The 19,969-nt window shown below is 66.7% G+C and carries 17 protein-coding genes and 1 tRNA gene; 13 read left to right on the top strand and 5 right to left on the bottom strand.

The genetic code is table 11. The annotated features are described in order from the left end of the window. The first annotated feature begins 27 nt into the window (after window positions 1-27). Both G6N44_RS09270 and G6N44_RS09265 read left to right on the top strand, forming a co-directional pair. Window positions 28-1,014 carry an acyl-CoA dehydrogenase family protein gene (locus G6N44_RS09270; protein ID WP_163669766.1) on the top strand — a complete coding sequence of 329 codons (987 nt, stop codon included), beginning with the start codon at window positions 28-30 and terminating at the stop codon, window positions 1,012-1,014. A 103-nt stretch (window positions 1,015-1,117) separates the two neighbouring features. Beyond that, complete coding sequence (locus G6N44_RS09265) at window positions 1,118-1,645, top strand: helix-turn-helix domain-containing protein (protein ID WP_163663346.1); 528 nt, start codon at window positions 1,118-1,120, stop codon at window positions 1,643-1,645. Between the two features lie 16 nt (window positions 1,646-1,661). Here the strand turns inward: G6N44_RS09265 and G6N44_RS09260 are convergent, their stop codons facing one another. Further along, window positions 1,662-2,600 (bottom strand): carbon-nitrogen hydrolase family protein, encoded by a 939-nt coding sequence (locus G6N44_RS09260; RefSeq protein WP_163663344.1) that lies wholly within the window; start codon window positions 2,598-2,600, stop codon window positions 1,662-1,664. Window positions 2,601-2,692: 92 nt separating this feature from the next. On the opposite strand from G6N44_RS09260, the gene G6N44_RS09255 reads away from it, so the two are divergent. The 5 genes from G6N44_RS09255 (at window position 2,693) to G6N44_RS09235 (ending at window position 8,125) form a co-directional block, all read left to right on the top strand. Further along, window positions 2,693-3,478, top strand: coding sequence for an aldolase (locus tag G6N44_RS09255; RefSeq protein WP_163663342.1), 786 nt, complete (start codon window positions 2,693-2,695; stop codon window positions 3,476-3,478). A gap of 26 nt (window positions 3,479-3,504) precedes the next feature. Beyond that, window positions 3,505-4,383, top strand: coding sequence for a dihydrodipicolinate synthase family protein (locus G6N44_RS09250; RefSeq protein WP_163663340.1), 879 nt, complete (start codon window positions 3,505-3,507; stop codon window positions 4,381-4,383). A 64-nt stretch (window positions 4,384-4,447) separates the two neighbouring features. Then, window positions 4,448-5,191: an SDR family oxidoreductase gene (locus tag G6N44_RS09245; RefSeq protein WP_163663338.1), complete on the top strand. Its 744-nt coding sequence runs from the start codon at window positions 4,448-4,450 to the stop codon at window positions 5,189-5,191. A gap of 54 nt (window positions 5,192-5,245) precedes the next feature. Further along, a complete protein-coding gene (locus G6N44_RS09240; protein ID WP_170309387.1) occupies window positions 5,246-7,372 on the top strand; it encodes an ATP-dependent DNA helicase UvrD2 in 2,127 nt (708 codons plus the stop codon). Between the two features lie 441 nt (window positions 7,373-7,813). Beyond that, on the top strand, window positions 7,814-8,125 hold the full coding sequence (locus G6N44_RS09235; protein ID WP_163663336.1) for a WhiB family transcriptional regulator: 312 nt from the start codon (window positions 7,814-7,816) through the stop codon (window positions 8,123-8,125). 69 nt (window positions 8,126-8,194) lie between these two features. Here the strand turns inward: G6N44_RS09235 and G6N44_RS09230 are convergent, their stop codons facing one another. From G6N44_RS09230 to G6N44_RS09220, 3 genes are all read right to left on the bottom strand, one after another. Beyond that, complete coding sequence (locus tag G6N44_RS09230) at window positions 8,195-9,529, bottom strand: macrolide-binding ATPase MABP-1 (protein WP_163663334.1); 1,335 nt, start codon at window positions 9,527-9,529, stop codon at window positions 8,195-8,197. A gap of 42 nt (window positions 9,530-9,571) precedes the next feature. Continuing rightward, entirely contained in the window at window positions 9,572-10,414 is an 843-nt protein-coding gene (locus tag G6N44_RS09225) for a bacteriocin biosynthesis cyclodehydratase domain-containing protein (protein WP_163663332.1), read from the bottom strand. A gap of 64 nt (window positions 10,415-10,478) precedes the next feature. Beyond that, window positions 10,479-11,894, bottom strand: a complete 1,416-nt coding sequence (locus G6N44_RS09220) for a zinc-dependent metalloprotease (protein ID WP_163663330.1) — start codon at window positions 11,892-11,894, stop codon at window positions 10,479-10,481. Between the two features lie 91 nt (window positions 11,895-11,985). Here G6N44_RS09220 and G6N44_RS09215 point away from each other — a divergent pair, with 91 nt between their 5' ends. The 6 genes from G6N44_RS09215 to G6N44_RS09190 all read left to right on the top strand — a co-directional run bounded on the left by G6N44_RS09215 (window position 11,986) and on the right by G6N44_RS09190 (window position 19,105). Further along, window positions 11,986-13,026, top strand: a complete 1,041-nt coding sequence (locus G6N44_RS09215) for a YlbL family protein (protein WP_163663328.1) — start codon at window positions 11,986-11,988, stop codon at window positions 13,024-13,026. Window positions 13,027-13,121: 95 nt separating this feature from the next. Then, window positions 13,122-16,130, top strand: coding sequence for a UPF0182 family protein (locus G6N44_RS09210; protein ID WP_163663326.1), 3,009 nt, complete (start codon window positions 13,122-13,124; stop codon window positions 16,128-16,130). Window positions 16,131-16,291: 161 nt separating this feature from the next. Continuing rightward, window positions 16,292-17,686 carry an FAD-binding oxidoreductase gene (locus G6N44_RS09205; protein ID WP_163663324.1) on the top strand — a complete coding sequence of 465 codons (1,395 nt, stop codon included), beginning with the start codon at window positions 16,292-16,294 and terminating at the stop codon, window positions 17,684-17,686. An 85-nt stretch (window positions 17,687-17,771) separates the two neighbouring features. Beyond that, window positions 17,772-17,845, top strand: a tRNA-Met gene (locus G6N44_RS09200). A 184-nt stretch (window positions 17,846-18,029) separates the two neighbouring features. Next, window positions 18,030-18,449: a Fur family transcriptional regulator gene (locus tag G6N44_RS09195; protein WP_163663322.1), complete on the top strand. Its 420-nt coding sequence runs from the start codon at window positions 18,030-18,032 to the stop codon at window positions 18,447-18,449. Window positions 18,450-18,475: 26 nt separating this feature from the next. After that, the gene (locus tag G6N44_RS09190) at window positions 18,476-19,105 is read left to right on the top strand and encodes a heme-binding beta-barrel domain-containing protein (protein ID WP_163663320.1); all 630 of its coding nucleotides are present in this window, start codon (window positions 18,476-18,478) and stop codon (window positions 19,103-19,105) included. 68 nt (window positions 19,106-19,173) lie between these two features. Here G6N44_RS09190 and G6N44_RS09185 read toward each other — a convergent pair whose 3' ends face one another. Further along, a complete protein-coding gene (locus G6N44_RS09185) occupies window positions 19,174-19,935 on the bottom strand; it encodes a DUF2249 domain-containing protein (protein ID WP_163663318.1) in 762 nt (253 codons plus the stop codon). Window positions 19,936-19,969 lie beyond the last annotated feature (34 nt).

Here is a 19,969-nt window from a genome sequence, read left to right as displayed (position 1 = left end):
AATGTCGTTGACGCCGAACTGGTCGAGATGATGTCGGCGGTGTTCGCAGCGCACCGCGAGCAGCACGAGCCCGGTGAGGCGATCGCCGAGGTATGGGACCAGTTGCGCGAACTCGGCCTGGTCCGGCTGACCGGGTCCGAGGAGTCCGGTGGCAGCGGCGCCGGCTGGGCCGAGGCGGTCGAGCTGCTGCGCGCGGCTGCCTGGCACGGGGTGAGGATCCCGCTGGCCGAGCACGACCTGCTGGCCTGCTGGTTGTTGGAGGCGGTGGGCCTGGAGGTCGGCGATTCCCGGCGCACCGCTTGCCTGCTGGACGAGCACGGTGTAGCCGGCGGGGTGCCGTGGGTGACGGACGCCGAGCGGGTGGTGGTGCTCTGGCGCGACGGTGCCGGGTACCGGGTGGCCGATGTGGATACCGCGTTGCTGTCGGTGACTCCGGGCCGCAACAGGGCAGGGGAGCCGCGTGACGACGTCAGCGTGGATGTCACCATATTGACCGGAATTCCGTTACCCGACAACGTGATCGAGCAGTTCACCCGCCGTGCCGCGCTGGTGCGGGCAGTGCAGGTATGCGCCGCGCTGGACCGGATCCTGGCGATGTCCGTGGAGCATGCAGGCGAACGCACCCAGTTCGGCAGGCCGCTGGCCAAGTTCCAGGCGGTTCAGAACCTCGTGGCCGACATCGCCGCCGAGTCGGCGCTGGCCCGGGCGGCCACCGACGGTGCGCTGGCAGAGGCGATTGGATCGGACTGGTCCTCACCGCACCTGGATTTCCTTGTCGCAGTGGCACGCTCCTGCGTCGGCCATGCTGCGTCGGTCGTGGTGCGCAACGCTCATCAGGTGCACGGTGCGATCGGCACCACCCGCGAGCACCGCCTGCACGAGTTCGCCATGCCTGCGCTGTCCTGGCGGTCGGAGTACGGGTCGGTCGCGCACTGGGACGAGGTTCTCAGCGACTACGCGCTCCAGATGGGCGCAAAGGGGTTGTGGGGGTTGGTCACAGCTGCCGGCGACTGAGGGGTCCTCCGGTCGGCAATTCGGAATGTCGACGATATGACACCAGCTGTCCTATGGGACCATGTGCCAGGGTGGGCTTCGTCGGTTGTGGGTAGGAGGTGCGATGAGCGCTCTGTTGCGTGCTGTGCGTCAACAGCGGGGCATGACCCTCGAGGAGCTTGCCGAAGCCACCGGGTTGACCAAGAGTTACCTGTCCAAGGTCGAACGGCAGCGTTCTACTCCCTCCATTGCAGTCGCGATGAAGTTGGCGCGTGCGCTCGAGGTCGATGTGGCGCAGTTGTTTTCCGAGGATCCATCGGTGACGACACTGGCCGTGGACCGCGCCGGTGAGCGGGGAAGCAACCGGCATCAAGCCGTCGCCGCCGGGATGCTCGGGAAGTCGATGTCACCGTTCATCGTGCGGCCGACGCTCAGGTTCGCCGAGCACCCGCACCCGGAACACGCCGGGCAGGAGTTGGTGTTCGTTCATGTCGGTGTCGTGGAACTGCGGTATCAGGATGCGCTCGTCACCCTGGAGCCCGGTGACTGTGCGTATTTCGACGCCTCCCTGCCGCACCAGTTACGGCAGCGGGGAAGTACGCCCGCCGAGGTTCTGGTGATCACCCGCACCGAGTACAGCCGTAGCCGTTGACGGCTCGCACCGGCGGTTAGGTGGACACCTCCGGACGTGCGCCCGCGACGTGGCGTCGATACCACGGGCGGCCGTGCCAGCGCTGGTAGTGCCAGACCGTGGTGGGCAGGATGCCCCGCGAGTGCAGCCAGTAGCCGGTCGGGGCGGGCAATGTCGCGTTCTGGCGGCCGACGGTGATCTCGCCGAGGACCACACCCGCCCCCTCGTCGGCCCGCCGTTCGGCGACGATCTCGCCGGATGCCGTGGTGATCATGGTCGCGCCTTCGAAATGGCCGCGGTATCTCATCGGCAGCCACGGCATCGGACAGTCGAGATTGCCCGCGTGGCCCGCGTGTACGCACGGTGCGCCGACGTACCCGGCGAACGAGGCCGCCGCTTCGCGAGCGGTGCCTCGGTTGTTGTGTTCAAGGCGGTCGAACAGGGCATGTGGTCGCCACCGCGGAATCGACCACCAGCCTGATCCGGTCATCGCCAGGTCAATGCGCCCCTGGAGGCGTCGGACCGTGCGTGTGCGCATCAGTTCCCAGCACACTGCGGCGCCGACGTGATACTCGCCGGTGTCCAGGACTCCGTCGTCATCGCCGCCCACGTAGAAGGCGTTCTCCCACATGGTGGGGAAATCCTTGTCGTGCCGCCCGATCACGCCGGTCGGGTTGGCGAGCAGGTAGGCGTTGCGCACGTGTCCGTCGGCATCGCGGCACAGGAAGGAGCCGCCGACAAGCGCTGAGTACCGACGGGCAAGCGTCGTGAGAAGGTCCGTCGCGGCACCGTCCGGCGGCAGCGCTGCCTGGGCCAACGAGTCGACGAATCCGATTCCGGTGGAGAAGAACTCGGGAAAGGCGATGATTCTTGCCCCCGCCCGCCCGGCTTCGTCGCCGAGTCGTTCGCAGGCTGCGAGATTGGCCGGAACGTCGGCGAGTACCGCGTCGAGTTGGATCGCTGCTGCCAGAACCATGACACCAACTGTATAACGTTGACCAGAGGACACAAAGTGTCCTACAGTCGTAATTGTGTCGCAGGTCCCTCCGCGTAGAAAGGCATGCCGAGATGACGACCACGCTTGGTGATTCGAAACAAGTCCTGATGCAGCGGGCGCTCGATCGGCTGTCGACCCATATCGAGGATTCCACCCTGACGACGCGGCAGAAACTGGCCTTGACCTGCCGAGCCCTGTTCGACGCCGGCCACGATTCCGGGCTGGCGGGCCAGATCACCGCCCGTGCGGAGAAGCCGGGTACGTACTACACCCAACGGCTGGGATTGGGCTTCGACGAGATCACCGAAGACAATCTGCTGGTTGTCGACGAGGATCTCGAAGTTCTCGAAGGCGACGGGATGGCGAACCCCGCCAATCGATTCCACAGCTGGATCTACCGGGCCCGGTCCGATGTGCAGTGCATCGTGCACACCCACCCATTCCACGTCGCCGCGCTCTCGATGCTCGAAGTTCCGCTGCACGTGTCGCAGATGGATATCGCGCCGCTGTACGACGATTGCGCGTTCCTGGCCGACTGGCCCGGAGTTCCGGTCGGAAACGAAGAGGGCGAGATCATCAGTGCCGCGCTGGGAGACAAGAAGGCCATCCTGCTGGCCCACCATGGACATGTGATCGCCGGGGCCAGCGTCGAGGAAGCGTGCTCGCTGGCGATGCTGATCGAACGCGGCGCCAAACTGCAGCTGGCCGCCATGGCGGCGGGAACGATCGCCGACCTGCCTCCGCGGCTGGCACGTGAGGCCCACGACTGGACGTTGCGGCCCAAGCGGAGCCAGGCCAACTTCGCCTACTACGCCCGGCGCGCGCTCCGCAATCATCCTGATGCACTGACCAGCTAACCCAATATCCCAAGAAGGACGCCGCGATGACCGCACGCACTGAGATCCATGGAATTCTCGCTTATCCGGTGACGCCGTTCACCGATGACGATCGGATCGACACGGACAAGCTCGCCGCATTGGTCGACCGTCTGGTGGCCGGCGGAGCACACGGAATCGTCCCGCTCGGCAGCACAGGTGAATCGGCGTATCTCACCGAAGCCGAGTTCGATGCCGTCATCGACACGACGATCGGGGTGGTGGACCGTCGGGTGCCGGTCATCATCGGTGCCTCGGATCTGACCACTGCCAACACCATTCGCCGGGCGCAGTACGCCGAGCGGTCAGGCGCGGACGCGGTGATGGTGCTGCCGATCTCCTACTGGAAGCTCTCCGAGCGGGAGATTGCCCAGCACTACGCTGCGATCGGCGCTGCGATCGGCATTCCGATCATGGTCTACAACAACCCGGCCACCAGTGGTATCGACATGCAGCCCGAACTGTTGGTGCAGATGTTCAAGGACATCGACAACGTCACCATGGTCAAGGAATCCACCGGCGACCTGTCCCGGATGCACCGGATCGCCGAGTTGAGCGACGGGCAGCTGCCCTTCTACAACGGCAATAACCCGTTGGCGCTCAAGGCTTTCAATGCGGGAGCGAAAGGCTGGTGCACCGCGGCGCCGAACCTGCGTCCGCAACCGTGCCTGGACCTCTACGACGCGATCCGCGCGGGGGATGCGGCTCGGGCCGAGACGTTGTACGAAGGCCTTCGTCCGCTGTTGGAGTTCATCGTGGCCGGCGGTCTGCCCACCACGATCAAGGGTGGACTGGAGTTGCTGGGCCGGGGAGTCGGGGTGCCGCGGCTGCCGCTGCTGCCCCTCGACGACAGCGGCCGTGAGGAGTTGCGTCGGCTCCTGCTGTGAGCGGGTGTCGGAGCGGGCTGGTCCAATAGTTCGGGACAGGTGATCACACCGGACGGGAGACACCATGCGAATCGCAGTTGCCGGAGCGACGGGAAACATCGGGGCGCGCGTGGCCGCTGCTCTGCAGAGCGCGGGGCATGAGGTGGTGGCGATCAGCCGCTCGAACGGGGTGGACCTGTCCAGCGGGGACGGTCTCGACGCCGCGTTGGCCGGTGTCCAGGCGGTCGTCGACGCGATCAGTGCCCCGCCTGCCGACCGGGACGGCACGGAGGAATACCTGGGCACCGCGACCCGCAATCTGCTGGCCGCCGAGGAACGCGCCGGTGTCGGGCACCATGTGCTGCTCTCGATCGTCGGAATCCACGATGTCGAGGGCAACGCCCACTACGCCGGAAAACGCGAGCAGGAGCGTCTGGTCGAGGCTGGGGCGGTGCCGTGGACGATCGTGCCGGCCACCCAGTTCCATGATTTCGCCGAAATGGTGGTGAGTTGGACGGAGCAGGACGGCCGCGCCCAGATCGCGCCACTTCTGGTCCAGCCCATCGATCCCGACGACGTGGCCGCGGTCCTGGCCGAGGTCGCAGTGGGTGACCCCCAGAACCGCTACGTCGACGTGGCCGGTCCGGAACCGCAGGATCTGGTCGACATGGCCCGACGGACCTTGGCCGTGCGCGGCCGCGAGGTGACCCTGGTGCCGACCTGGTCGTCGATCTTCGGGGTGACGATGGCGGGCAATGCGCTGCTGCCCGGCAAGAATGCCCGCATCGCGTCCACCACCTTCGACCAGTGGCTGAGCCGGCAGTCATAGGCCGGAGGCACGCCGGGCCCGGGAATGTCAGCGGTCCCTGACATCATGGTCCCCATGCCGTTGGAGGCTCCCTCGCCCGCTTTGGGCGACCTGGATGATGAGCAGCGGGAGGCAGTGCTGGCCGCCCGCGGCCCGGTGTGCGTGCTGGCCGGTGCAGGCACCGGCAAGACTCGCACGATCACCCGCCGGATCGCGCACCTGGTAGCCGGCGGCCACGTTGCGCCCAGCCAGGTGCTCGCGGTCACGTTCACCGCGCGCGCCGCGGGGGAGATGAGGACCCGGTTGCGGGTGCTGGGCCAGGAGTCGGGGGTGAACACCGCCGCGGTGCAGGCGGTGACGTTTCACGCCGCGGCGCGCCGGCAGCTGCAGTACTTCTGGCCGCGCCTGGTCGGCGACACCGGGTGGGAGCTGCTCGACAGCAAGTTCGCCGTGGTCGCTCAGGCCGCGAACCGGGCCGGCATGCAGACCAGCACCGACGACGTTCGCGATCTGGCCGGCGAAATCGAGTGGGCCAAGGCATCTTTGATCACTCCGGAGGCCTACAGCACGGCGGTCGCGAAGGTCGGACGTGACATCCCGTTCGATGCGGCCAAGGTCGCGGCGGTCTATTCGGGCTACGAGGCGCTCAAGGCCCGCCGTGACGGCTCGGCGCTGTTGGATTTCGACGACCTGCTGCTGCACACCGCGGCGGCCATCGAGAACGACGCCGCGGTCGCCCAGGAATTCCGTGACCGCTACCGCTGCTTCGTCGTCGACGAGTACCAGGACGTCACGCCGTTGCAGCAGCGGGTGCTCGACGCCTGGCTCGGCGAGCGCGACGACCTCACCGTGGTCGGTGACGCCAACCAGACCATCTATTCGTTCACCGGGGCCACTCCGCGTTTCCTGCTGGACTTCTCGCGGCGATTCCCTGACGCCGCGGTGGTGCGGCTGGAGCGTGACTACCGCTCCACACCGCAGGTGGTGTCACTGGCCAACCGGGTCATCGCCGCCGCCCGTGGCCGGATGGCCGGCAGCAAGCTGCATCTGGTGGGGCAACGCGATCCCGGTCCCGAGCCGACGTTCTCCGAATATGCCGACGAGGTGGCCGAGGCCAACGCCGTCGCGCGGTCCATCAAGAAGCTCATCGAAAATGGCACGGAGCCGGCCGAAATCGCGGTGCTGTACCGGATCAACGCGCAGTCCGAGGTGTACGAGGAGGCGCTCACCGAGGCCGGGATCGCCTTCCAGGTCCGCGGTGGTGAGGGCTTCTTCAGCCGCCAGGAGATCCGTCAGGCATTGGTGGCGATGCAACGCTTCGCCGATCGTGACGTACCCGAGGACAACGTGGCGGCCCTCGTACGTGAGCTGCTTGAGCCGCTGGGGCTCACGGCCGACGCCCCGGCGGGCACCAAGGCACGGGAACGCTGGGAAGCGTTGACGGCGCTGGCCGAACTGGTCGACGAAGAGGTCTCGGTGCGTCCGGAACTGGACCTGCGGGCCCTGGTCGCCGAACTGCGACAACGGGCCGACTCCCGGCACCCGCCGGTGGTGCAGGGCGTGACACTGGCCTCGCTGCACGCGGCCAAGGGCCTGGAGTGGGATGCGGTGTTCCTGGTCGGCCTGGCCGACAACACCCTGCCGATCTCCCATGCGCTCGCGCACGGGCCGGACAGCGAGCCCGTGGAGGAGGAGCGTCGCCTGCTCTACGTCGGGGTGACCCGGGCCCGGGTGCACCTCGGGCTGAGCTGGGCGCTGGCCCGCGCTCCCGGCGGGCGGCAGGGTCGTCGGCCGTCGCGGTTCCTCAACGGCATTGCCCCGCAACTACAGAATGCGTCAGGGTCGGGCCCGGACCGCTCGCGTCGTCAACGTGGGCCGGCATCGCGCTGCCGGGTGTGCAATGCCGCGCTGACGACCCCACCGGCGATCATGTTGCGCCGCTGTGAAACCTGTCCCTCGAACATGGATGAGGAGCTGCTCGCCGAGCTCAAGGAGTGGCGGCTGCGCGTCTCCAAGGAGATGAAAGTGCCGGCGTACGTGGTGTTCACCGACAACACCCTGATTGCCATCGCCGAGTCGCTGCCCACCGACGACGCCGCACTGGTGGCGCTGCCCGGCATCGGTGCCCGCAAGCTCGAGCAGTACGGCCCGGATGTCCTGGAGTTGGTCGTCGGACGGGTGAAAGACCGCCAAGATTCGTAAAAATTGCGCCAAAACCGCAGGTAGAAAATAGGTTGTGCGATTTGGCTGTTAGGCTTTAGCCTCGTAACACAGCTCTGGTAACGAGACGGAAGGAGGGTGCCCGCAATGGATAGCAACATCGAATTCAGTGGTGTAGCGGCCGCAGGCATGCCCTCGTCCGTACTCGCCGTCGCCGCTGCCCCCTCCGCCGCCGCATGGCCGGCCGCCGCTGCTATTGCCCCGCAGCATAAGCGCCGTCCCGCCGCCGCGACAGGCGCGTCCGTGGATCGGAGCCCCTTCTAAGAAGAGCTCCCATCACCGCCTAATTGGCCACGGACCCGCAGACAACCGGATCCGTGGCCAAATTTTTTGGGAGTTGTTCTCCACCCCAGAAACCTGGTCGCAGATCCATCGAAAGACAGATCACCGACAACTACGACCAGGAAGCAGGGGGATAAGCACATGTCCATTGCGATGACCGCTCCGGAGGTGAGCGTCGCGCCGGTGACATGCGAGCAGCGGCTACCGGAGGTGCCGTGCCACATCGGGGATCCCGATCTGTGGTTCGCCGAGAGCCCAGTCGATCTGGAGCAGGCCAAGGCGCTGTGTGCGGATTGCCCGATCCGCAACGCGTGCCTGACGGCTGCGCTGGAACGGCAGGAGCCGTGGGGTGTCTGGGGCGGTGAGATCCTGGACCGCGGAACCGTCGTGGCCCGCAAGCGGCCGCGTGGGCGTCCGCGGAAGAACGCCGCGGGGAACCCGGCCGCCGCCTAAGCACCCGCCATTGTCACGCTGGAGTGACGCCCGAAGCCGGGCATCACTCCAGCGTGACATTCGACGCGATTAGGCTGCCTCGTCGGCGAAACCCGGAACCAGTTCGGTGGCAATCGCTTTCATCGGTACATGCGCATCGAGCTGGCAGGACATTGCAATGGTCGAGGCGATCACGCGCAACGGGATGGCCAGGTTCGGCGGCAGATCGAGCTGGCGGGCGGTCCTGATCTGGGCCACCCAGTTGTCCATCTGGCCGGCCGCCATCCGCTGAATCCACCGACGGTTGTAGTGAAAGACGTCGACCTCGATCGGTTCGACGTACTGGCGCAGCATGTCGTCGACTTCCTCGATCGAAACCTGCTCGCCCTTCTGGATGAAACCCGCTTCCTCCATGGTGGGCAGCAACGCGTCGTAGTTCTTGTCCCGGGCCAGCCGGATGCATTCACCCAGGGCGGTCGGAAAACCGTCGGGAAGCGGCGCAACGGCGCCGAAGTCGATGACACCCATCCGGCCGTCGGGCAGCAGCATGAAGTTCCCCGGATGGGCATCGCCGTGCATCATCTGCAGGCGCTTGGGAGCGTCGAAGGTGAGTTCGGACAGCCGGGTGCCCATCAGGTCCCGCTGTTCGGGGGTGCCGTCGCGAATGATCACCGACATGGGGATGCCATCCATCCATTCGGCGATCACGACCTTCGGCGCGCTGGCGACGATGGCGGGGACGCAGAAGTGCGGATCGTCCCGGTATGCCTTGGCGAACGCACGCTGATTTTCGGCTTCGAGGCGGTAGTCGAGCTCCATGTCGGTGCGTTCGATCAACTCGTCGACGATGCCCTGGATGTCGACGCCGGGGGCCAGCTGCTTGAACACGCCGACCAGACGCTGGATCGTCTTGAGGTCCGCGCGCAGTGCCTCATCGGCACCGGGGTACTGGATCTTGACGGCGACCTCGCGGCCGTCGGACCAGACCGCCTTGTGCACCTGACCGATGCTGGCCGAGGCCACCGGGGTGTCGTCGAACGAGGTGAACCGCTCGCGCCATTTGGTGCCGAGCTGCGCATCGAGCACCCGGTGCACCTTGGCGGCGGGGAGTGGTGGTGCTTCTCGCTGCAGCTTGGTCAGCGCCTCCCGATACGGCTTGCCGTACTGCTCGGGGATGGCCGCCTCCAGCACCGACAGCGCCTGGCCCACCTTCATCGCGCCGCCCTTGAGCTCACCGAGTACGGCGAACAGTTGTTGGGCGGCCTTGTCCATCAATTCGGCAGTGACTTCGTCCTTGGACTTGCCGGTCAGGCGCTTGCCGAAGCCGAGTGCGGCGCGGCCGGCCATGCCTCCGGCGAGCCCGGCGAGCTTGGCATTACGTGCGACGCTTCCCCGTTTGATCTCGGTCACCAGACCATCATCCATGACTCGGCTGAACAGCCCGCAGCCAACTGGCAACATTCGTTTTCAACATGGGCAGTCGGGGTGGCGGGACCAGCGCCTCGCGACGATCGAGTATCCGTCGGCGTCGAGTTCGAGGGTGGTGTTCAACGTCGGCGGCGCGGTGGGTGCAGGCTGGTCGTTGTCGACGTGTCCCACGGCGCGGATCACCAGGTCGACCTGCCGTAGCGCCAACGCCGCAGTGGCCAGGATGGTCGCGCGGTCGGCGCTGCCGACGGCACCCCTGAGTTGGGTTGCCACGGCAGGCCACGCCGCGTCGCGATCGGTGCGGTGTAGATCAGCGCACTGCAGGCAACTGGTCCGACCGGGGATGACCAGCGGCCCCACCAGGCCGGCGCCGTCGCGCACCCGCACCGGCAGGTGGGCGATTCCGCCGTGATGCAGTTCTTGGCGCAGTCGCGGGTCGGTGACCTGGTAGTCGGCCAGCACCACCAGGTCGGTGGCGGCCGCTACCGACCTGGTGTGGGGGTGGGTGCTGTGCCTGACCCGGGCACCTGAGCAGCGCAGGCCGTTGGCCAGCAGTTCCGACAGCGGTCCGCGACCGTGCACGCGGATGGATGCCGACCGGGTCGGCCGCGAGGGGGCGGCAGTGACGGTGAGCATTCCGGCCTCGGTCAACGCGGCGATCAGCTCGTCGATGGTGTCGTCGTCGAATGATTCTGCGGCCGCGATCAATTCGTCGCGGGTGGTGCCGCCCTGCAGTGCCCGCAACAGATCGGTCAGTTGTACCTGGCTCATCTCGGTCGGTGGGCGAACCAGTACCGCGCGCCGCGGATCCCAGCCCAACTGAACGGCCCCGTCGGGACGCAGCAGGATCGGTCGGCCCGCGGCGAGCACATAGCGCGTCATGCGAAAACTCTGCCACGGTGGCGAGGGCCGCCGTTTCAGTTATCCACAGGCCGCCGTGGGGCGGTCAGGACTCGCTGCCGCCGTCACTGTCGGCGTCGCCCTTGCCGCCCTGGCGCTGCTCTTTCTCCAGGTCGGCGATGGCCTGTTCGAAGGCGCTGTCGATGCCGCTGGTGTCCCCGCCGATCATCCGGTCGATGAAGCCCGCCGGATCGTCGAGGTCGGCTGCGCTCGGCAGGAGGTCGGGGTGCTCCCACACGCTGTCGCGGGTATCGGTGCCGACCGCCTCGGTCAACCGTTCCCACAGCACCGCGGCTTCGCGCATCTTGCGGGGGCGCAGTTCGAGGCCGACGAGCGTGGCGAAGGTCTGTTCGGCGGGTCCTCCGGTGGCGCGCCGACGACGTAGCGTCTCGGCCAGCGCCGAGGTGCCCGGAATGCGATCGCCCAGCGCCGCGGTGACGACGGTCTGCACCCAGCCCTCGATGAGCGCGAGCAGGGTCTCCAGCCGTTCCAGGGCGGCTTCCTGCTCGGGGGTTGCTTTGGGCTCGAAGATGCCCTGGTTGAGCAACTGCTCCATTTCCGACGGGTCGCCGAGGGAGGCCGGGTTGAATCCGCGGGCGAGGTCCTCGATGCCCGACATGTCGACCTTCATGCCGTTGGCGAAGGCCTCGACGGTGCCGAGCAGTTGGCTCGACAGCCACGGCACATGGCTGAACAGCCGGTGGTGGGCGGCCTCACGGGCGGCCAGGAAGGTCAGGATCTCGCTGCGCGGCCGCTCCAGGCCTTCGGCCAGCGATTCGATGGCCTCCGGCATGAGTGCTGCCACCCCCTTGGGGCCCAGCGGCAAGCCGACGTCGGTGGAGGTGAGTACTTCGCGGGACAGTTTGCCCAGCGCCTGGCCCAGTTGGGAGCCGAACGCCATGCCGCCCATCTGCGACATCATCGCCAGCAGCGGACCGGCCATGCTCTTGGCCTCTTCGGGCAGCGCCGATGCCCACACCGCGGAGATCTGCTCGGCCACCGGGTCACACAGCCGCTTCCAGGTGTCCAGCGTGTTGTCCAGCCAGTCGCTCGGGGTCCACGCCACCGACCTGGTGGTGCCCGCGGGCAGCGGAGTGACCCCGTCGAGCCAGGTCTCGGCGAGCCGTACCGCGTCGACGACCGCGCCGCTGGTCTTCTCCGGCACCGGCGCGACGAACCCGATCGAGTTGGACGCCAACTGCCGGGCCAGGTCGTAGTTGACCGGGCCGGATTGCTTGCCGCCCATGGCACTGCCTGCGCCGCTGAACATCTCGCCGAGCTTGGTGAAGATCTGCCCGAGGTCGCCCATGTCGAAGTTGGCTCCGCCCATGCCCAAACCGAACGGATCCGAGCCCGGACCTGGCCCGGAGTTGTCGGACCCGGACCCCGAATCGGGGTCCTTCTTGTCTTTGTCTCGGTCGGGGTCGTTCCCGGCGGAGAAGCCGAAGGGCAGGTCAGGCATATCTACAACGGTACTCATGCCGGGGTGTTCGGGTGCGCCCGTGGGTCACGCTGTGGGTGAACACGATGCTGCAGGCCTTACTGTGGGCGGCGTGAACAGGCGGATTTTGACGCTGCTGGTTGCGCTGGTGCCGATCGTGGCATTCGGCGTCCTGCTGTCGGTGGTGACGGTGCCCTTCGTGTCGTTGGGGCCCGGTCCGACGTTCAACACGCTCGGCGAGGTCGAGGGCAAACAGGTGGTCGACATCAAGAGCGCCGACGGAGCCGGCGGTTCTGTGGTCCACCCCACCTCGGGGCATCTGAACATGACCACGGTGTCCCAGCGGGACGGCCTGACCCTCGGCCAGGCGATCGCGTTGTGGATGTCGGGCCGTGAGCAACTGGTTCCGCGCGACCTGGTGTACCCGCCGAACAAGTCGAAGAACGAGATCGATGAGGCCAACAACTCGGATTTCAAAAAGTCCGAGGACAGCGCCGAGTACGCGGCGCTGTCGTTTCTGAAGTACCCGGTGGCGGTGACCGTGCAGAGCGTCACCGATCCCGGTCCTTCGGCGGGCAAGCTGCGTGACGGTGACGCGATCGACGGGGTGAACGGGATACCGGTGGCCAACCTCGACGAATTTCAGGCCATTCTGAAGAAGACCAAGCCGGGTGAGCAGCTGGTGATCGACTTCCGTCGCAAGAACGCTCCGCCCGGCGTCGCCACCATCACGCTCGGTGACAACCCGGATCGGGACTACGGATTCCTCGGCGTGGGTGTGCTCGATGCGCCGTGGGCGCCGTTCGGCATCGACTTCAATCTGGCCAACATCGGCGGCCCGTCGGCGGGATTGATGTTCAGCCTCGCTGTCGTCGACAAGCTGACCACCGGTGATCTCAACGACGGCAAGTTCGTCGCGGGCACCGGAACCATCACCGGCGAGGGCAAGGTCGGCTCTATCGGCGGCATCACCCACAAGATGCTGGCCGCCAAGGAAGCGGGTGCCACGGTGTTCCTGGTGCCGGCCGACAACTGCACCGAGGCGCGCTCGGCGCCTCAGGACGGCATGGATTTGGTGAAGGTGGACACGCTGACTCACGCCGTCGAGGCGCTGCACACGATTTCTGCCGGTGGCGAACCGCCTCGTTGCTGATCCGCAGGCAGCCTGTGGATGGCTAGAGTTGTAGAAAATCGGGCGGCCCGTCGGGCATGTCATGAGTCCACCGAGGTTGAAACGGGAGTTGACGAGTGGGGATGCGGCCGGCGGCGAGGATGCCGAAGCTGACGCGACGTAGTCGAGTGCTGATCGGCCTGGCACTGGTGGCAGTGCTTGCGCTGCTGATCGGGCCTCGGGTGGTCGACGGCTATGTCGACTGGTTGTGGTTCGGCGAGTTGGGGTACCGGTCGGTGTTCACCACCGTGCTGGCCACGCGGCTCATCGTGTTCCTTGTGGTCGGGCTGCTCATCGGGGCGGTGGTGTTCGCCGGGCTGGCGCTGGCCTATCGGACCCGTCCGGTGTTCGTCCCGACGGCTGGGCCGAATGATCCGGTGGCGCGTTACCGCACCACTGTGATGGCCCGGTTGCGGTTGTTCGGGATCGGGGTTCCGGTCTTCATCGGGCTGCTGGCCGGCGTGATCGCGCAGAGCTACTGGGTGCGGGTGCAGCTGTTTCTGCACGGCGGCGATTTCGGGGTCACCGATCCCCAGTTCGGCCGGGATCTGGGCTTCTACGCGTTCGATCTGCCGTTCTACCGGTTGGTGCTGACCTACCTGTTCGTGGCGACGTTCCTCGCATTCATCGCGAACCTGCTGGGGCACTACGTGTTCGGCGGGATCCGGCTCACCGGGCGCAGCGGGGCGCTGAGTCGCGCCGCGCGCATCCAGCTGATCAGCCTGGTCGGCACGCTGATCGTGCTCAAGGCGTTCGCCTACTGGCTGGACCGCTACGAACTGCTGAGCAACACCCGGGCCGCCAAGCCGTTCACCGGCGCCGGCTACACCGACATCAACGCGGTGCTGCCGGCCAAGCTGATCCTGTTGGCCATCGCGGTGATCTGTGCGGTGGCGGTGTTCTCGGCGATCGTGCTGCGCGACTTGCGGATTCCGGCCATCGGCGTGGTGTTGCTGCTGCTGAGCTCACTGGTGGTCGGGGCCGGTTGGCCGCTGATCGTCGAGCAGTTCAGCGTCAAGCCGAACGCCGCGCAGAAGGAAGCCGAGTACATCAGCCGGAGCATCACCGCGACCCGGCAGGCCTACGGGCTCACCGACACTTCGGTGACCTACCGCAGCTACGAGGGCAGTGGCGCGACCACCGCGGCCCAGGTGGCGGCGGACCGGGCCACCACGTCGAACATCCGGTTGCTCGATCCGACGATCGTCAGCCCGGCGTTCACCCAGTTCCAGCAGGGCAAGAACTTCTACTACTTCCCGGATCAACTGGCCATCGACCGCTACGCCGGACCCGACGGCAATCTGCGCGACTTCGTGGTAGCCGCGCGTGAGCTCAACCCGGACCGGTTGATCGACAACCAGCGGGACTGGATCAACCGGCACACCGTCTACACCCACGGCAACGGGTTCATCGCGTCGCCGGCCAACACGGTGCGCGGAATCGCCAACGATCCCAACCAGAACGGTGGTTACCCGGAGTTCCTGTCCAGTGTGGTGGGGGCGAACGGCGGGGTGGTCTCACCCGGACCGGCACCGCTGGATCAGCCGCGCGTCTACTTCGGACCGGTGATCGCCGATACCGCAGCCGATTACGCCATCGTCGGCAAGATCGGGGACACCGATCGTGAGTACGACTACGAGACCAACACCGAGACCAAGAACTACACCTACTCCGGCAGCGGCGGGGTGAAGGTGGGTAGCCTGCTCACCCGCTCGCTGTTCGCCGCCAAGTTTGCCGAGCGGAACTTCTTGCTGTCCAACGTGATCGGCGAGGACAGCAAGATCCTGTTCAACCGCGATCCGGCCAAGCGGGTCGAGGCGGTGGCGCCGTGGCTGACCACCGACACCAGCGTCTACCCGGCGATCGTCAACAAGCGCATGGTGTGGATCGTCGACGGCTACACCACGCTGGAGAAGTATCCGTATTCGGAACTGACCACGCTGTCGAGTGCCACCGCGGACTCCAACGAGGTTGCGGTGAACCGGTTGGCGCCGGACAAGCAGGTGTCCTACATCCGTAACTCGGTCAAGGCCACCGTGGACGCCTACGACGGCACGGTCTCCCTCTATGCGCAGGACGAGCAGGATCCGGTCCTCAAGGCCTGGATGAGTGTGTTCCCGGGCACGGTCAAGCCGAAGTCGGATATCTCGCCGGAACTGCAGAGCCATCTGCGCTACCCCGAGGATCTGTTCAAGGTGCAGCGCGCGCTGTTGGCGAAGTACCACGTCGACGACCCGGTGAAGTTCTTCACCAACGCCGACTTCTGGGATGTCCCACTGGATCCCAACCCCACCGCGAGCAGCTTCCAGCCGCCGTACTACATCGTGGCCCGCGACCTGGCCAACAACAGCAACGCGTCGTCGTTCCAGTTGACCAGCGCGATGAACTGGATCCGGCGTGACTTCCTGGCCGCCTACATCAGTGCCAGTTCCGATCCGGCGAGCTACGGCAAGATCACCGTCCTGACCATCCCGGGTCAGGTGAACGGTCCCAAGCTGGCGTTCAACGCGATCAGTACCGACACCGCCGTCTCGCAGGATCTCGGTGTGATCGGGCGCGACAACCAGAACCGGATCCGGTGGGGCAACCTGTTGACCCTGCCGGTCGCCGACGGTGGCCTGCTGTATGTGGCACCGGTGTACGCCTCGCCGGGTAGCAGCGACGCCGCCTCGTCGTACCCGCGCCTGATTCGCGTCGCGATGCTCTACGGCGACAAGGTGGGCTATGCCCCGACCGTCAGTGATGCGCTGACCGAGATCTTCGGTCCGGGGGCGGGTGCCACCGCCACCAATGTGGCTCCCACTGACGGCAAGCCGCAGGCGGTGCCGTCGGCGGAGGCGCTACCGGCAGCCCAGCCGCCGGCCAATGCCGACGGCCAGGCACCGCAGGCGGTTCCTCCGCCTGCCGCCGCGGTCCCGCCCGGTGAGCCGGTGCAGTTGTCGCCGGGCAAGTCCGCGGCGCTGAAGGATGTCGAGTCGGCGTTGTCGGAGGCCCAGGAGGCCCAGCGCAGCGGTGACTTCGGCAAGTACGGGCAGGCGCTGCAGCGGTTGAACGATGCGATGAAGAAGTACGACACCGCCAAGTAGTCGTCCCCCGCGAAAAGACGCGTAGGTACCCCAAATCACGGGATTTCGGGTACCTACGCGTCTTTTCGTGCTGCTTGACCTGGCCGCCAAGTCAACGCCAAGTGGTTCCGGTGATGCTGTGCGTCGATAATTTGCACGGACTTTTTGCCGAGAGGACCCCGATGACCCTGACCGATATTGCCCGCGACGGCCTGGACGACGCGTTGAAGGGCCTTCGGGCCCACGTGGCCGCCCCGGTGGCGTTGCCGGGGGAAGTCGGCTATGAACGGGCCACCCCGTGGAATGTGGCGGCCACTGTGGAGCCTGCCGCGGTAGTGCTGGCGACAACCGCCTACGACATCGCCAACACCGTTGGCTTCGCGGCGGCCAGGGGATACCGGGTCGCCGTCCAGGCCACCGGCCACGGCGCGATGGCGGTGGCGTCCGACACGATCCTGGTGGTGACCTCTGAGATGACCGGTGTCACTATCGATCCGGTGGCGCGCACCGCACGGGTGGCGGCCGGCGCCACCTGGCAGCAGGTGCTCGACGCGGCGGCTCCGCACGGTCTGGCGGGGGCGTGCGGATCGGCTCCTGGCGTCGGTGTCGTGGGATACCTCACCGGCGGGGGGATCGGGCCGTTGGTACGTACCGTCGGGCTGTCGTCGGACCATGTGCGGTCCTTCGAGTTGGTCACCGGTGCGGGGGAGTTGCTGCGTGCCACACCGGAGGAGAACGCCGAGCTGTTCTGGGGTCTGCGCGGTGGAAAGTCGACGCTGGGCATTGTCACCTCGGTCGAGATCGACCTGCTGCCGATTCCCGAGTTCTACGGTGGCGCGGTCTACTTCGATGGTGCGGACGCCGGTGTGGTGCTGCGCGAGTGGGCCACCTGGTGTGCTGACCTGCCCGAGTCCATCTCGACGTCCATTGCTCTGCAACAGCTCCCGCCGCTGCCCGGAATTCCGGAGCCGCTGGCCGGTCGCTTCACCGTCGCGGTCCGGTACGCAGCCGTCGGCGATTTCGACGAGGCCGAGCGGCGACTGGCGCCGATGCGCGCGGTCGCCACGCCGGTACTCGACACCGTCGCGGTGATGCCGTACGCCGCCATCGGAGCGGTGCATGCCGATCCGGTCGATCCGATGCCGTGCTACGAACACCACACGCTGCTGCGGGAACTGACCGCGGAGACGGTCGACGTGCTCCTGGGGGCGGCCGGGCCGGATTCCGGTTCGGTGCAGACGATCGTGGAAGTGCGGATGCTGGGCGGGGCATTCGCTCGTGAGGGACGCCACCGCAGCGCGTTCTGCCATCGTGACGCCGCCTTCACGGTGGCCACCATCGGGGTCCTGGCGCCCCCGACGGCTGCCGCTGTGGTGGCACAGGCCGGCGCACTGATTGTCGCGCTGTCGCAGTGGTCCAGCGGCGGCCAGATCGCAAATTTCGCGCCGTCCGAGGATGCTGGGCGGGCCGGGCGGGTCTACGACGCCGAGACCAGGCACTGGTTGGCCGCGCTGGCCGAGCGGCACGACCCGGCCGGGGTGTTCAGGTGCGGCCAGGTGGTGCGTTTCGTGGACTGAATCTGCGGCTGGTTTGACCCAAAAACAAGCCCTGAGCACACGATTTGGAGCTCTGCGTAAGACCCCGGTAACCTTGTATTTGCAACGCGGGGTGGAGCAGCTCGGTAGCTCGCTGGGCTCATAACCCAGAGGTCGCAGGTTCGAATCCTGTCCCCGCTACTAGTGAGAATGGTCCTCGGACGTCAGTCCGGGGGCCATTCTCTATTTGGGTCGATGGCTCATCGGGGCCGGGGCCGCTCATCGTCGAAGCAGCTGATCCAAGTACCCAGCCAGTTCACAGGACTTGCATTGCGCAAGACAATTGATCCACAATGATCTGGACTAACTCCAGAATCGAGGGCCCATGCACAGCGCCGAGGATCGACTGCGCACAGCCGGGCTCCGGGTGACCCGACCGCGTCTCGCGGTACTTGCCGAGCTCGTGGAACGGCCGCACGCGGATGTCGAGACGATCGCTGCCGGCGCCCGAGATCGCTTGGGTGCCGTGTCGACGCAGGCGATCTATGACGTGGTGCACGCGCTCACCGGGGCAGGTTTGTTGCGCCGCGTGGAACCAGCCGGATTGCGCGCGCTCTTCGAACTCGAGACCGGTGACAATCACCATCACCTGGTCTGCCGTGGCTGTCGTGTGGTCATCGACATCCCCTGTGCCACCGGGCAAGCCCCCTGCCTGCAGGCCGGTGACGACCACGACTTCTGCGTCGATGAGGCCGAGGTGACCTTCTGGGGTCGCTGCCCGGCCTGCCGAGATTTCTCCCAGTGAACCAACAACCGAATGGAGTACCGACAATGACCGCCACTCTCACCACCCCCGAACTCAGCCAGATCCAGGGCCCGCAGAAGCTGGGGCCTCTGACGCCCTTCGTCGGTGAATGGGAAGGTGACGTCGGTGTCGATCTGAGCTACCACAACGACGACGACATCACCGGCCACACCAGCTACTTCGAAAAGGCAGTGTTCAAGCCGATCCCGATCCAGGAGAACGGTCAGCAGAAGCTGTGGGGCCTCAACTACTCGATGACCGCATGGCGGCACGGCGAAGAGGCGATGGACCCGTTCCACGACGAGATCGGTTTCCTGCTGTGGGACAAGGCCAACGGCCAGGTGATCCGCAACGTCGTGTTCGGTCGTGGCATCGCGATCCTGGCCGGCAGCGATGCCCAGCCCGGTGACCGCACGCTGCACTTCAACGCCAAGCCCGGTGATCCCAGCTACGGCATCCTGCAGAACCGCTACCTGATGCAGCGTGCCGAGATCAAGGACTTCACCAGCAGCTTCACGTTCAACGACGACGGCACCCTCAGCTACACCTCGGATCTCCTGCTGCGGCTGGCGGCTACCGGTGCCGAGATGCACCACACCGACGAGAACACGCTGCGCCGCGTCAAGCAGTTCCACCCGGGCACCGAGCACGCCTGATCGCTACCGGTGAGAATGGCCCTCAGGCGAAACCCTGAGGGCCATACTCCATTGGGGCGGAACCACTCTCAGAGCCTGGTCAGCCGCAATCTCCAGGCGTCCGGTCCACGCTCGTGGTACTCGATGTCGATCTGACCGGCCGTCCGATCGACCATCTGGCGCAGCAGCGGGATCGGGTCGTGCGGAGCCACCAGGACCAGCGCACCGCCGACCGGGACGGCATCGAACGCTCCGAATACCGTTGCGTGCCTGATGGAGTGCGGCACGTCGCGGACGTCGAGCACCGGATCGTCGGTGTCGTGCTCCCCGCAGGCGCAGGTGTGCCCGGTGTCCCCGCAGTCCTGTTCGCCCAGCAGTTCATGCATGCCGTGGGTGACGTCGGCCAGCGAGATGTCCGGATCGGCCGCCACGATCGGAAGGATCCGGTCGTTCTCGTCGATCAGGTGTGCCCCGAAGACGACCCGCAGGGCCTCGGCGGCGGCGCCCGCTCGGACGGCCGACGGTGCGGTCCGGATCTGGTCGACCAGCCCCGCGATCACCCGATGGGCGGCGATCATCGACTCGACCAGGGGGCCGGCCCGCTCGGTCCGGGCCGCGGCCGGGTACAGGGACTCCTCCTCGGCGAGGGCATGCGGAATCAGTTCGGTGCCGAGGAATTCCACCAGGGCCGCGCGCGCCGCGTCGACGTCGCCGCCCCGCTCGACGGCGGTCAGCATCGATTCGGTCAAGGTGCCCAGGCTGCCCGCGAGTTGAGCGTGGTGGCTCTTGATGGTCTCGACCGCCTGGGCGTCGGCGGCTGTGGACGCGACGACCAGTTCATCGATGGACATGACGACCTCCGTTTCCGGCCTGGCGGATTCTGTG

It is taken from the genome of Mycolicibacterium alvei (assembly GCF_010727325.1).
Lineage (GTDB): Bacteria > Actinomycetota > Actinomycetes > Mycobacteriales > Mycobacteriaceae > Mycobacterium > Mycobacterium alvei.
The sequence above is the reverse complement of the archived record's forward strand: the minus strand, read 5'-3'. Positions and strand labels throughout refer to the sequence as shown.

What these genes read in the sequence shown, in the direction of transcription:
- G6N44_RS09270 (WP_163669766.1), top strand. Translation starts at nt 28, where the DNA reads ATGATGTCGGCGGTGTTCGCAGCGCACCGCGAGCAGCACGAGCCCGGT.
- G6N44_RS09265 (WP_163663346.1), top strand. Translation starts at nt 1,118, where the DNA reads ATGAGCGCTCTGTTGCGTGCTGTGCGTCAACAGCGGGGCATGACCCTC.
- G6N44_RS09260 (WP_163663344.1), bottom strand. Translation starts at nt 2,600, where the DNA reads ATGGTTCTGGCAGCAGCGATCCAACTCGACGCGGTACTCGCCGACGTT.
- G6N44_RS09255 (WP_163663342.1), top strand. Translation starts at nt 2,693, where the DNA reads ATGACGACCACGCTTGGTGATTCGAAACAAGTCCTGATGCAGCGGGCG.
- G6N44_RS09250 (WP_163663340.1), top strand. Translation starts at nt 3,505, where the DNA reads ATGACCGCACGCACTGAGATCCATGGAATTCTCGCTTATCCGGTGACG.
- G6N44_RS09245 (WP_163663338.1), top strand. Translation starts at nt 4,448, where the DNA reads ATGCGAATCGCAGTTGCCGGAGCGACGGGAAACATCGGGGCGCGCGTG.
- G6N44_RS09240 (WP_170309387.1), top strand. Translation starts at nt 5,246, where the DNA reads ATGCCGTTGGAGGCTCCCTCGCCCGCTTTGGGCGACCTGGATGATGAG.
- G6N44_RS09235 (WP_163663336.1), top strand. Translation starts at nt 7,814, where the DNA reads ATGTCCATTGCGATGACCGCTCCGGAGGTGAGCGTCGCGCCGGTGACA.
- G6N44_RS09230 (WP_163663334.1), bottom strand. Translation starts at nt 9,529, where the DNA reads ATGGATGATGGTCTGGTGACCGAGATCAAACGGGGAAGCGTCGCACGT.
- G6N44_RS09225 (WP_163663332.1), bottom strand. Translation starts at nt 10,414, where the DNA reads ATGACGCGCTATGTGCTCGCCGCGGGCCGACCGATCCTGCTGCGTCCC.
- G6N44_RS09220 (WP_163663330.1), bottom strand. Translation starts at nt 11,894, where the DNA reads ATGCCTGACCTGCCCTTCGGCTTCTCCGCCGGGAACGACCCCGACCGA.
- G6N44_RS09205 (WP_163663324.1), top strand. Translation starts at nt 16,292, where the DNA reads ATGACCCTGACCGATATTGCCCGCGACGGCCTGGACGACGCGTTGAAG.
- G6N44_RS09195 (WP_163663322.1), top strand. Translation starts at nt 18,030, where the DNA reads ATGCACAGCGCCGAGGATCGACTGCGCACAGCCGGGCTCCGGGTGACC.
- G6N44_RS09190 (WP_163663320.1), top strand. Translation starts at nt 18,476, where the DNA reads ATGACCGCCACTCTCACCACCCCCGAACTCAGCCAGATCCAGGGCCCG.
- G6N44_RS09185 (WP_163663318.1), bottom strand. Translation starts at nt 19,935, where the DNA reads ATGTCCATCGATGAACTGGTCGTCGCGTCCACAGCCGCCGACGCCCAG.